Origin of the sequence: Yoonia sp. (assembly GCF_046292185.1) — a bacterium.
Lineage (GTDB): Bacteria > Pseudomonadota > Alphaproteobacteria > Rhodobacterales > Rhodobacteraceae > Yoonia.
This window is the reverse complement of record NZ_JBKBQY010000108.1, coordinates 1-11,102: the sequence shown is the minus strand read 5'-3', so window position 1 is coordinate 11,102 and position 11,102 is coordinate 1. Positions and strand designations below refer to the sequence as shown.

The window sequence follows — 11,102 nt, the reverse complement described above, 5'->3', positions numbered from 1 at the left end:
CTGGAAAGCCCGTCGAACCGGGCCGAACGGCTGGCGCGGCTGTTGTCGATCTGGGACCGCATTCCGGGTATCGACGAAACGATTGCCCATATCGATGATGTGACAACGGCGGATGTGAAATCTTTTGCCGCGCAGATGACCGGACAGGCTGGCACGGCCATGGCGCTTTATGGGCCTGCGGATCAGGCACCGACGCTTGATGCGTTGAAAGCACGGCTCGCCGCGTAATGTTGGGGATCAAGCGCAAGGTCAGGATCGAAACCGAACGGCTGACCCTGCGCCCCCCGATGCACAATGACTTCCGCGCCTGGGTCAGTTTGCGGCAAGCCAGCGCTGATTTTCTGGTGCCGTGGGAACCAAGCTGGGCTGCGGATCACCTTTCGCGCAAGGGATTCACCAACCGGGTCTATTGGGCGCAAAGGTCGATTTCCCACGGCACGGCCTTGCCCCTGTTCCTGGTCCGCCGGTCGGATGACGCGCTGTTAGGGGCAATTACGCTCGACCATATCAAACGGGGCCCGGCGCAATCGGGGATCACCGGCTATTGGATTGGCGCGCCCTATGCCCGCAACGGCTACATGCGCGAGGCGGTCAAGGCGGTGGTGCATCACGCCTTTACCACCCTTGACCTCAGCCGGATCGAGGCGGGGTGTCTGCCGGAAAACACGCCGTCGCGCAGGTTGTTGGAACAATGCGGCTATAAATACGAAGGCGTCGCGCAAAGCTATCTGCAGATCAACGGGCGCTGGCGCAACCATGTGCTTTATGCGAATTTGCGCCATGACAGGCGCGGCAAGACGGATGTGGGCTAGGCAATGCTGAACGCGGTAACAGATGATTTCGTGGATCTCCTGCGCACATTGCTGGACGCCGCGGCGTTCAGGTCGGATATAGCGCCTTATTTCAGCGAACCGCGCGGGCGCTGGCGGGGGCAGGGGCTTGTCGTGGCACCTGCCGACACTGCCGCTGTTGCCGCATTGGCCGCGGCCTGCGCCGCAGCCCGGATCGGCATCGTACCTTACAGTGGCGGCACCGGGCTGGTCGGTGGGCAGATCATGCCCGACGGCCCGGCACCCGTGATCCTGTCGCTGGAACGGCTGAACAAGATCCGCGCGGTCTATCCTTCTGAAAATGTTTTGGTGTGCGATGCGGGTGTCATACTGGCGAATGTGCAGCAAGCAGCCGCCGACGCCGACCGGTTGTTCCCGCTGTCGCTGGCGTCAGAAGGATCAGCCCGGATCGGTGGCTTGCTCGCGACCAATGCGGGCGGGGTGAATGTGCTGCGCTACGGCAATGCGCGGGCGCTGTGTCTGGGGCTGGAGGTCGTGCGCCCGGATGGGACGATCTGGCATGGGTTGACGCGGCTGCGCAAGGACAACACCGGCTATGATCTGCGCAACCTGATGATCGGCGCGGAGGGCACGCTGGGGATCATCACCGCCGCCGCGTTGCGCATGGTGCCGCGCCCGGCGCAGGTGGGTGCCGCGATGCTGGCGGTGCCATCGCCGCAGGCGGCGCTGGAGCTGCTGGCACTGGCGGGCAGTCAGGTCGGCGACGGCCTGCAGGCGTTCGAGCTGATCCACCGCCAGGGGTTCGATTTTCTGGCCGAGGTCGGGCCGGAAGTGCGGCAACCCTTTGATGATATACCTGAATGGTGCGTGCTGATCGATCTGGGAATGCCCGCAGGCGGCAATCCAGACGCCGCGCTGGAAAACCTGTTCGCCGCAGCGTTCGAGGCCGATCTGGTGACAGACGGCGTGATCGCGCAATCGGCAGCACAGCGTCAAGCGCTTTGGGATATCCGCGAAAACATCCCCGAGGCGAACCGCCGCATCGGATCGATCTCTTCGCATGATATCTCTTTACCGCTCAGCGCGGTGCCGGATTTCATTGCACAGGCATCCGCCGCGTTGCAGGCCTTGGGCGATATGCGGATCAATTGCTTTGGCCATCTGGGCGACGGCAACCTGCATTACAACCTGTTCCCCGCGGCAGGACGCCAGCGCGCCGATTACGATGCGATCCGGGTAGAGGCGGTAACGATTATCTACGATCTGGTTGCCGGGCTGGACGGCTCTTTCAGTGCTGAACACGGGATCGGCAGGCTCAAGGTCGCCGATCTTGAGCATTACGGCGATCCGGTGAAGCTCGCGATGCTGCGCGCGATTAAGGATGCGCTTGACCCTTTGGGGATCATGAACCCCGGTGCGGTTCTGCGTCAGGCCTGAACCTGTGGGGCCGCGCCGGAGGCCTCAAAGCCCTTCAAAGGCGCACAGGCTATGCACCTGCATGCCAAGTTTTGCCAACCTGTCGGCACCGCCCAGTTCCGGCAGGTCGATGATGAAGGCACAGCCCACCACCTCGGCCCCGAGCCGTTCGACCAGTTTGATCCCCGCCTCGGCGGTCCCGCCTGTGGCAAGAAGATCATCGACCAGTAGGATTTTTTCGCCCGGTTGCAGCGCGTCGTCGTGCAATTCCATCACCGCCTCGCCATATTCCAGCTGATAGGCTTGGGTAATGGTTTTGCCGGGCAATTTGCCTTGCTTGCGGATCGGCACGAAACCCACTGACAGTTGGTGCGCGATGGCACCGCCGAGGATGAACCCGCGCGCCTCCAGCCCCACGACCTTGTCGATGGGTGTGCCCGCATAGGGGTGCAGCAATTGGTCGATCGCCATGCGAAAGCCACGTGCGTCGCTGAACAATGTAGTCACATCGCGGAACATGATCCCTTCATGCGGGAAATCGGGGATCGTGCGGATATAATCGCGGACGGTTTTCATCTGGGCACTTTCGTAAGGACGCGTCCGGCGACAGCGTCGAGTTTGGCAACAAGGTCAAGGTCACGTTTGTCCGGCGCGGTCATGATCGCATAGTCCAGCGCCCGGTCGCAGCGATGCGGGCAGGGTGCGCGGGTACTGCCCAGCAGGTCTGGCAGGCGCGTGATCAGGTCGCGTGCCTTGCTGCCATTGCCCTGCAATGTGGCGATGATTGCCGTGATATCGACCGCGCCGTGGTCGGGATGCCAGCTGTCGTAATCGGTAATCATCGCGACAGAGGCATAGCAAATCTCGGCCTCGCGGGCGAGTTTCGCCTCGGGCATGTTTGTCATGCCGATCACATCACAGCCCCAGCTGCGGTAGAGTTTGCTTTCCGCCAGTGACGAAAACTGCGGCCCTTCCATCGCCAGATAGGTGCCGCCGCGATGGACCTTGATCCCTGCTGCCTTTGCCGCTGTTTCGCAGGCGTCCGACAGGCGTGGGCAGGTGGGATGGGCCAGGCTGACATGCGCCACGCAGCCCGTGCCGAAGAATGATTTGTCGCGCGCGAATGTCCGGTCGATGAACTGGTCGACGATCACGAAATCGCCCGGCGCCATGTCATCGCGGAATGAGCCGCAGGCGCTGACGCTGATGATATCGGTCACCCCGAGCCGTTTCAGCGCGTCGATATTGGCGCGATACGGCACTGTGGTGGGTGAATGCACATGGCCGCGCCCGTGCCGGGGCAGGAAGGCCATTTTGACGCCATTCAATGTGCCGGTCAGGATCGCATCGGATGGCGCGCCCCAAGGGCTGACGACATTGACCCATGCGGCATCCTGCAATCCGTCCATGTCGTAAATGCCGGAACCGCCGATGATCCCGAGATAGGTGTCCTGCGTCATCATCACTCTCCGGGGCGGGTCAGGCTGAACAGCTCGCGCACCACCGCATAATCGCGATAGCCGAGGCGGGACAGCGGGTTGAAAGTCGTCACGTCAAAAATGCCGTCGACAAGACAATCGTCACGGATGTGCACGCCGGTGACTTCACCGAAGACGGCGAAATTGGCGGCACCGGGCAGGGTCACGATTTGGGTCAGTTTGCATTCCAGCGTGGCAGGCGCATCGGTGACGCGGGCGCAGGGAATCGTGGTGCAATCGGCTTTCGTTATGCCCGCCTTGGTGAACTCGTCGGTGTCGCGGTCCCATGGGCCGGAGGTTTCGTTCATCGCGTCGCGCATCGCATATTCCACGATGTTGACCGCGAAAACCCCCGTTTCGCGGATATTGGCAACACTGTCTTTGGTGCCGTCGCGGTCGGGTTTGGCGCTGGTCGAGGCGAACATCACCTGCGGTGGTTCATAGGCGACCGCGTTGAAAAACGAATAAGGTGCCAGATTATCCTGCCCATCCGCACCGCGCGTCGCGATCCACCCGATGGGGCGGGGGCTGACGATGGCGCTGAACGGGTTATGCGGCAGATTATGGCCATCTTTGGGCAGATAAAACATCAAGAGCACCTTTTCCTAGCATCGCCCAAGGGTTAGCGTGGCCGGACAATCTTGGCCAGATGAAAGACGCATGCAAAGATTATCCATTACCCTGGCCATCGAATCTGCCGCCGATTACTGGGAGGCGGAGGCATTGTATGATCTGTGCTTTTCACCTGGGCGCACGGCGCTGTCATCCTATCGCCTGCGCGAAGATGTTGCGCCTCTGGCTGACCTGTGCTGGACCGCACGAGATCCTGATGGCGTTCTGGCGGGTGTGATCCGCTGCTGGCCCTGCTATGTCGGCGATACGCCCGTGGTGCTGCTGGGGCCAGTGGCCGTACACCCCACAAGGCAGGGCGAGGGGATCGCCGGTCTGCTGATCTACCGCGTCGTGGATATGGCGCAGCAGAAGGGCTGGAGCCGGATTTTATTGGTGGGCGACCTGCCTTATTACAGCCGCTTTGGGTTTCACCCGCTGACCGGGGTCGAGATGCCGCCACCCACCAATCCCGATCGCGTGCTGGGGCTTGATCTGTCCAAGGCGGCATGGGATCGGATCAGCGGGGCCGTGCGCAAGGCCGATGATTGCATTTCACCGCAATAACACCATTTATGTGTTATGGCCGACAAGATCGTCACGGAAAATCTGACCCCGCTTGTGGTGCCTGCGCTGCTTGATGATGACGCACGGACGCGGATCGCGGCACTGGCTGTGCGGCAGACCAAGGCCAATGGCGTGCTGATGAAGGCGATCACATTCGTTGGTGGCCAGGTCGAGGACGGGCTGAAGGTGCTGCCCCGACCAGTGCGCAATCAGCTTAACGATGTGACTCGCCAAGCCTTGCGGCGCAGCTATGACCTTGCGGCACTGTCGCGCAGCGGTTTTGGCAAGAGGTTCGGGTCCGATCAGGCCCACCGCGTGATCGGCACCATGTCCGGGGCGATCGGTGGCTTTGGCGGTTTGCCCACGGCGCTAGCGGAATTACCGGTCGCCACCACGCTGATCTTTCGCGCGGTGCTGCATGTCGCGGCGCAATATGGCGAAGATCCGGAATCGGATGTTACCCGCATGGAATGTCTGGCGGTCTTTGGCTCTGGCGGGCCGGGTCCCAAAGACGACGGGGTCGATACCGCCTTTATTGGCGCGCGGATCAGCCTGTCGGGGGCGGCAGTCAACACGCTGATCAGCCGAATTGCTCCTAAATTTGCGGCTGTCCTGTCGCAGAAACTGGCCGCGCAGACGGTGCCGGTGCTGGGTGCCGTCGCGGGCGCGGGGACGAATTATGCATTCGTGAATTACTATGTCGCACTGGCGCATGTGCATTTCGGCCTGCGCCAGTTGGCGCGCGATTATGGCGATGCCGCGGTGCTGGACGAATTCCACCGCGTTTTGCTGGCATCCCGCCTGCCTCAGACCTGATAGACCAGCCAGTCGCTGACCGCGCGGCGCACCGATTGATCGCCCTTGACGATGGCGGCGTCCATCACCTGCCTGACCTCTGTCAGATCGACGCGGCGCAGCATGTGCTTGACCGGTCCGACCGAGGCGGGGCGCATCGACAGCGTCCGCAGGCCAAGCGCGGCAAAGCACAGCGCCTCGACCGGGCGGCCCGCGTCTTCGCCGCAGAATGACAGCGGCGTATCGGATGCGGCGCAACGGTCGATGATATGCTGCAAAAGCGCGAGAAAGCTGATGTCGAGCGTGTCATAGCGCCGGCGCACCCGTTCGTTTTCACGGTCGGCCGCAAAGAAGAATTGCTTGAGATCATTGCCCCCGATCGAGATGAAATCAGCTTCCCCAAAAAACGCATCCGGCGCAAAGGCCAGCGACGGGGTTTCCAGCATTGCCCCGACTTCGATTTTCGCAGGTATCGGATGGCCCAGCCGGATTTCACGTTCGACCGCTTTGTCCATTTCCGCCTTCGCAGCGCGAAATTCGGAAATCTGCGTTATGAACGGGAACATCACCGCCAGTGGCCGCCCTGCCGATCCGCGCAACAACGCCTGCAGTTGCATCCGCAAAACACCCGGTTTGTCCAGCCCGACGCGGATCGCACGCCAGCCCATTGCGGGGTTGGGTTCGTCGTTCGGTTTCATATAGGGCAACACTTTGTCCGAGCCGATATCAAGCGTGCGAAATGCCACCCGCCGCCCGCCAGCGGCATTCAGCACCCGGTCATAGAGCGCGGATAATTCGCCCCTTTGCGGCATTTGGTTCCGGATCAGGAACTGCAATTCGGTCCGGAACAGCCCCACACCGTCAGCGCCCGACCCTTCGAGCGAGGGCAGATCCGCGATCAGACCGGCATTCATCTGCAACGACATCACCGTGCCGCATTTGGTTTCCGCAGGCAGGTCACGGATCGAGGCATAGCGTTCCTGCGCGCGGGCCTGCATCGCGATCTTGTCACGAAACGCGCTTTGCACGGTTTCGTCAGGGCGCAGATGCGTGATCCCCTGATCGCCATCGACCAGAATCGTGTCACCGTTCAGCGCCTCGCGCGTGATGCCCTTGGCATTGATTACCAGCGGAATGGCCCAAGCGCGCGCCACGATGGTCGCATGCGATCCGACGCTGCCTTCCTCCAGTACAATGCCACGCAGTTTCTTGCCATATTCCAGCAATTCACCGGGGCCGATGTTGCGCGCGACAAGGATCGGATCGTCGGGCATGTCGCTGCGGTCCTCACCTTGCCCTGTCAGGATGCGCAGCAAGCGGTTGGACAGATCGTCCAGATCATGCAGCCGTTCGCGCAGGTAAGGGTCCGGCGATTTCGATAGCCGGGCGCGCGCCAGCGATTGTTCCTTTTCGACCGCGGCCTCGGCCGACAGTCCGCTTTGGACATCGTCCTGCATCCGTCGCATCCAGCTACCGGAATTGGCGAACATGCGGTAGGCTTCGAGCACCTGCACCTGTTCGGCATCGACCGACCGCGCGCCAAGCAGCATGTGATCCACCGATTTGCGCAAGGTTTCGACGGCGTCGTTCAGGCGCGCCTTTTCGCCTTCGGGATCGTCCGAGATCGGGTTGGTGACGACGACACGCGGTTCGTGCAGGTAGACCTTGCCCGCGCTGGTACCTTCCTGTGCGGCCGTGCCGCGAAACACGACGGGTTTCTGGTGCAGCGCGGACAGCGCGGCGCCTTCACCGACAAAGGCCCCCAGTTCGGTCATTTCGGCAATGACCATCGCCACGATTTCCAATGCGTAAACCTCGTCCGGCGTCATCACACGCTCGGTCTTGGTCTGGACGACCAGCACACCCAGCACATCGCCCAACCGCTGGATCGGCACCCCGCAGAACGAGGAATACCGCTCTTCACCCGTTTCGGGCATATAGCGGAATCCTTTTTCGGCGGGCGCATTGGCGGTGTTCACGATCCTGCCGGTGCTTGCCGTGCGTCCCACCAGACCTTCGCCGAGCCGCATCCGTGTCTGGTGGACAGAGCCCTGTTCCAGACCCTGCGTGGCGCATAATTCCAGCGTCTCGGCATCGCGGAACAGATAGATCGAACACACCTCTGCATCCATTGAGGATGCGATCAGATCGACGACGCGGTCCAGCCGTGCCTGCCCTTCGCTGTGGCTGGCCAAGGCTTCGCGCAGGCGGCCCAGCAGCTTGCGGCTTTCGCTTTCCGACCGTTCTGGCATAGGTCCCCCGGTGTGCAGCGGACCGATCCCGTGGGATCAGCCGGCTTTGTCCAATTCGAATGCATCATGCAGGGCCTGCACGGCAAGTTCCATGTATTTCCGGTCGATCAGCACAGAAATCTTGATCTCTGAGGTTGTAATGACCTTGATGTTGATCCCCTCTGCCGAGAGCACCTTGAACATCTTGGCCGCGACACCGGTATGGCTGCGCATCCCGATGCCCACCACGCTGACCTTGCAGACGCCTTCATCGGCGACCAGATCATGAAAATTGATCGCGCCGGATGCCTTGGCATCCTGCATCGCCTTTTCGGCGCGCAGGACCTGATCTTTGGGGCAGGAAAAGGTCATGTCGGTGCGCCCTTCCTCGGAGATGTTTTGCACGATCATATCGACGTTCACGCCAGCCTCTGACAGCGGACCAAAGATCGCAGCGGCAATGCCGGGACGGTCCGCAACCGAGATCAGGGTCATTTTCGCCTCGTCGCGGGAATAGGCGACACCGGCCACAACATTGGATTCCATGATTTCCTCCTCATCGCAGACCAGCGTTCCGGCGCTGTCCGATGGTTCTTCAAATGATGACAGCACCCGCAGGCGCACTTTGTATCGCATGGCAAGCTCGACCGAGCGGGTTTGCAGGACCTTGGCGCCCAGTGACGCCAGTTCCAGCATTTCCTCGAAGGAAATCTTGTCCAGCTTGCGCGCCTTGGATGTGATCCGGGGATCGGTGGTATAGACCCCGTCCACGTCGGTGTAGATATCACAGCGTTCCGCGCCAAAGGCGGCGGCAAAGGCAACGGCCGTGGTGTCGGACCCGCCACGCCCCAATGTGGTGATCCGGCCCGCCGCGCTGACGCCTTGGAACCCAGCGACAACCGCGACCTTCATCCCTTCATCGAATTTGGCGGTGATGTTCTTGGTCGGGATTTCCTCGATCCGGGCGCTGGCATGGGCGTCGGTGGTCATGACCGGCACCTGCCAGCCTTGCCAACTGCGCGCGGGGATATCCATTTCCTGCAAGCGCAGTGCCATCAGACCCGCCGTCACATTTTCGCCCGAGGACACGATCGCATCATATTCGCGCGCATCGTAAAGCGGCGATGTCTCTGACACCCAGCCGACCAGTTCATTGGTCTTGCCCGACATGGCCGAGACGATGACAATCACGTCATAGCCATTGGCCACCTCTAGCGCGACCCGTTTGGCCGCCCGCGCGATCCGGTCAAGGTTGGCGACCGAGGTGCCGCCGAATTTCATCACAAGCGTAGGCATGGGTCATCCTTGCAACCGTGGTATTTTGTCCGCGCGTGTCTACTGGCGCGCTGCGCAAAGCGCAATTGCTTAGTAAGGGTGCTGCTGCCCGTCCCAAGTCTCAAAACATCCCGTATTTTCAGGGCCAAGTGCGGCAAAGCGGGCGATCAGCCCTGTGGCGCTTTCTTCGACGCTGATCTCTGCCGCCGCCCCGCCCATATCGGTGCGCACCCAGCCCGGATGATAGATGCCGACGCTGATCCCGTCGCGTGCGAGATCCGTGGACAGATTGCGGCCGAGGTTCAATGCGGCCGCCTTGCTGGCGCGGTAGATATAGCTGCCACCGGGCGCGCGGGTATCGGACGCCATCTGCGATGAGATGATCGCGATCTTGCCCGCCTTGGACCGGCGCAGATGCGGCAGAAACGCCTGCACGGTCAGGAAAGCGCCGGTGACATTGGTGGCAAACCCCTCCGCCCACATCTGCGGGGGATAGCCATCGTCCAGCGATTGCCCTTTGTCTGCATAAACCCCTGCATTGCAGACCAGCAGGTCAAGCGGTGCGTCGGCCATGCTTTCCGCCAGTGTGCGTATCGATGCAGGATCGGCCACATCCAGCCGGTGCAGATCGCCCGCGCCGCGCTGGGTGCCGGTCACGCTGGCCCCGGCGGCGCTGTATTGATCCAGCATCGCTTTGCCGATGCCGCGGTTGGCACCTGTGATCAGGACATGCATGATGGGTCAGTTCGCTTTCTTGGCGGGGATGAAGGGCAGCGGCAGGACCTGTATCCCGTCCTCGGCCAGTTTGCGGGCCTCGGTCAAGTTGGCCTCGCCATAGATCGGGCGCTCGGGCGTCAGGCCGTCATGCATGTCGCGGGCCTCTTTCACGAAGGACTTGCCCACGTAATCGGCGTTGCTTTCGATTTTTCTGCGCAGTTCGGCGAGCAGGTTCTTTTGCGGGGCAGGCGCCGTGGCAGTGGCGATCGCGGGCGCCATGACAGATTTTGTCACCAGTGCGGACCCGCAGACAGTGCAGGATATCAGTTTGCGCGCGACCAGTGTGTCAAAGGCATGGCCGGACTGAAACCAGCTTTCAAACTGATGGTTCTGGTCGCATTTCAGATGAAAACGGATCATGACAACAGGTCTTTCTGTGATGTCAGATACATAAGCTTTTCACGCCTGCATGCAAGTCAGCGTAGCCGCGCGGGATCAAAGCTTGCCACGATCTTGCGCAACCCCGGTTCATCCAGCTTGCGCGCGGCTTTTTCCAGACTGAACCATTTGCGACGGCGCTGGTGCTGTTCGGGCCACTCGGTCAGCACATGCTGCACATGCAGAGGATAGACCATCGCGACGATAGGGGCGTTCACCTTGTGCAAAGGTTTGATATAACTGTAGATTCCCAGACAGATATCCAGTGCTTCCCCGCGCAGTCCGGCTTCTTCATAGGCTTCCATCGCGGCAGCCGCTGCCGGTGTCTGGTTATGCATCGGCCAGCCTTTAGGCAGAATCCAGCGTCCCCGTGTGCGGCTGGTCACCAGACAGATCTGCACCTTGTCATTCTTGACCCGCCAGCACAAAGCGGCAAACTGTGCACGCACATCCGTCTTGCGTCCGGTCCGGAATTTCAGTGCAATTTGCTGCGCAGGTACATTTGCCATGGTTCCCATCGTGTTCTGCCTTACATGACCCGCATGACCAAAGTTACGCATGCCCCATCACCCGCGGCAAGCCCCCCGCCGAAATTTATCGGGGCGGAAATCTATCGCTCCTCGACCTATGGCGCGTGGCATCCGCTGCGGGTGCCGCGGGTATCCACCGTGATGGACCTGGCCCGCGCGCTGGGCTGGTTGCCGGCGACGCAGTTCATCACCAGCCCGCGAGCGAAACTGGCCGCGCTGACCGGTTTCCACACGCCTGTCTATCTTGCCGCATTG

The 11,102-nt window shown here is 61.5% G+C and carries 12 protein-coding genes and 2 pseudogenes; 6 read left to right on the top strand and 8 right to left on the bottom strand.

All coding sequences use genetic code 11. The features are described 5' to 3' along the window. From ACK4TM_RS15465 to ACK4TM_RS15455, 3 genes and pseudogenes are all read left to right on the top strand, one after another. A pseudogene (locus tag ACK4TM_RS15465) lies at window positions 1-228 on the top strand (insulinase family protein); the annotation flags it as partial. Further along, window positions 228-812 (top strand): GNAT family N-acetyltransferase, encoded by a 585-nt coding sequence (locus tag ACK4TM_RS15460; RefSeq protein ID WP_409702870.1) that lies wholly within the window; start codon window positions 228-230, stop codon window positions 810-812. The pseudogene ACK4TM_RS15465 and the gene ACK4TM_RS15460, both read left to right, overlap by 1 nt. 3 nt (window positions 813-815) lie before the next feature. Beyond that, on the top strand, window positions 816-2,228 hold the full coding sequence (locus ACK4TM_RS15455) for an FAD-binding oxidoreductase (protein ID WP_409702868.1): 1,413 nt from the start codon (window positions 816-818) through the stop codon (window positions 2,226-2,228). Window positions 2,229-2,252: 24 nt separating this feature from the next. On the opposite strand, the gene ACK4TM_RS15450 is transcribed toward ACK4TM_RS15455, so the two are convergent. The 3 genes from ACK4TM_RS15450 to ACK4TM_RS15440 are packed head-to-tail and all read right to left on the bottom strand — an operon-like array spanning window position 2,253 to window position 4,275. Beyond that, a complete protein-coding gene (locus ACK4TM_RS15450; RefSeq protein ID WP_409702866.1) occupies window positions 2,253-2,783 on the bottom strand; it encodes an adenine phosphoribosyltransferase in 531 nt (176 codons plus the stop codon). After that, entirely contained in the window at window positions 2,780-3,667 is an 888-nt protein-coding gene (locus ACK4TM_RS15445; protein WP_409702872.1) for an S-methyl-5'-thioadenosine phosphorylase, read from the bottom strand. Before ACK4TM_RS15445 ends, ACK4TM_RS15450 begins: the two co-directional genes overlap by 4 nt. A gap of 2 nt (window positions 3,668-3,669) precedes the next feature. Then, window positions 3,670-4,275 (bottom strand): flavin reductase family protein, encoded by a 606-nt coding sequence (locus ACK4TM_RS15440; protein ID WP_409702864.1) that lies wholly within the window; start codon window positions 4,273-4,275, stop codon window positions 3,670-3,672. A gap of 70 nt (window positions 4,276-4,345) precedes the next feature. Here ACK4TM_RS15440 and ACK4TM_RS15435 point away from each other — a divergent pair, with 70 nt between their 5' ends. Next, window positions 4,346-4,861 carry a GNAT family N-acetyltransferase gene (locus ACK4TM_RS15435; RefSeq protein ID WP_409702862.1) on the top strand — a complete coding sequence of 172 codons (516 nt, stop codon included), beginning with the start codon at window positions 4,346-4,348 and terminating at the stop codon, window positions 4,859-4,861. 15 nt (window positions 4,862-4,876) lie between these two features. Further along, complete coding sequence (locus ACK4TM_RS15430; RefSeq protein ID WP_409702860.1) at window positions 4,877-5,677, top strand: EcsC family protein; 801 nt, start codon at window positions 4,877-4,879, stop codon at window positions 5,675-5,677. On the opposite strand, the gene ptsP is transcribed toward ACK4TM_RS15430, so the two are convergent. The 5 genes from ptsP to ACK4TM_RS15405 form a co-directional block, all read right to left on the bottom strand. Next, window positions 5,668-7,908: a phosphoenolpyruvate--protein phosphotransferase gene (ptsP, locus tag ACK4TM_RS15425; RefSeq protein ID WP_409702858.1), complete on the bottom strand. Its 2,241-nt coding sequence runs from the start codon at window positions 7,906-7,908 to the stop codon at window positions 5,668-5,670. The genes ACK4TM_RS15430 and ptsP overlap by 10 nt on opposite strands. Before the next feature lie 36 nt (window positions 7,909-7,944). Then, complete coding sequence (locus ACK4TM_RS15420; RefSeq protein ID WP_409702856.1) at window positions 7,945-9,183, bottom strand: aspartate kinase; 1,239 nt, start codon at window positions 9,181-9,183, stop codon at window positions 7,945-7,947. A 69-nt stretch (window positions 9,184-9,252) separates the two neighbouring features. Then, window positions 9,253-9,897, bottom strand: coding sequence for an SDR family oxidoreductase (locus ACK4TM_RS15415; RefSeq protein ID WP_409702854.1), 645 nt, complete (start codon window positions 9,895-9,897; stop codon window positions 9,253-9,255). A 6-nt stretch (window positions 9,898-9,903) separates the two neighbouring features. Further along, on the bottom strand, window positions 9,904-10,299 hold the full coding sequence (locus ACK4TM_RS15410) for a DUF1178 family protein (RefSeq protein ID WP_409702852.1): 396 nt from the start codon (window positions 10,297-10,299) through the stop codon (window positions 9,904-9,906). Between the two features lie 56 nt (window positions 10,300-10,355). Next, the gene (locus tag ACK4TM_RS15405) at window positions 10,356-10,826 is read right to left on the bottom strand and encodes an NUDIX hydrolase (protein WP_409702850.1); all 471 of its coding nucleotides are present in this window, start codon (window positions 10,824-10,826) and stop codon (window positions 10,356-10,358) included. 33 nt (window positions 10,827-10,859) lie between these two features. On the opposite strand from ACK4TM_RS15405, the pseudogene ACK4TM_RS15400 reads away from it, so the two are divergent. Further along, window positions 10,860-11,102 (top strand): annotated as a pseudogene (locus ACK4TM_RS15400) (acetoin utilization protein AcuC); the annotation flags it as partial.

Bases quoted from the DNA above. Each gene is read 5' to 3' on its own strand.
- ACK4TM_RS15460 (WP_409702870.1), top strand. From the start codon at position 228: ATGTTGGGGATCAAGCGCAAGGTCAGGATCGAAACCGAACGGCTGACC.
- ACK4TM_RS15455 (WP_409702868.1), top strand. From the start codon at position 816: ATGCTGAACGCGGTAACAGATGATTTCGTGGATCTCCTGCGCACATTG.
- ACK4TM_RS15450 (WP_409702866.1), bottom strand. From the start codon at position 2,783: ATGAAAACCGTCCGCGATTATATCCGCACGATCCCCGATTTCCCGCAT.
- ACK4TM_RS15445 (WP_409702872.1), bottom strand. From the start codon at position 3,667: ATGACGCAGGACACCTATCTCGGGATCATCGGCGGTTCCGGCATTTAC.
- ACK4TM_RS15440 (WP_409702864.1), bottom strand. From the start codon at position 4,275: ATGTTTTATCTGCCCAAAGATGGCCATAATCTGCCGCATAACCCGTTC.
- ACK4TM_RS15435 (WP_409702862.1), top strand. From the start codon at position 4,346: ATGCAAAGATTATCCATTACCCTGGCCATCGAATCTGCCGCCGATTAC.
- ACK4TM_RS15430 (WP_409702860.1), top strand. From the start codon at position 4,877: ATGGCCGACAAGATCGTCACGGAAAATCTGACCCCGCTTGTGGTGCCT.
- ptsP (WP_409702858.1), bottom strand. From the start codon at position 7,908: ATGCCAGAACGGTCGGAAAGCGAAAGCCGCAAGCTGCTGGGCCGCCTG.
- ACK4TM_RS15420 (WP_409702856.1), bottom strand. From the start codon at position 9,183: ATGCCTACGCTTGTGATGAAATTCGGCGGCACCTCGGTCGCCAACCTT.
- ACK4TM_RS15415 (WP_409702854.1), bottom strand. From the start codon at position 9,897: ATGCATGTCCTGATCACAGGTGCCAACCGCGGCATCGGCAAAGCGATG.
- ACK4TM_RS15410 (WP_409702852.1), bottom strand. From the start codon at position 10,299: ATGATCCGTTTTCATCTGAAATGCGACCAGAACCATCAGTTTGAAAGC.
- ACK4TM_RS15405 (WP_409702850.1), bottom strand. From the start codon at position 10,826: ATGGCAAATGTACCTGCGCAGCAAATTGCACTGAAATTCCGGACCGGA.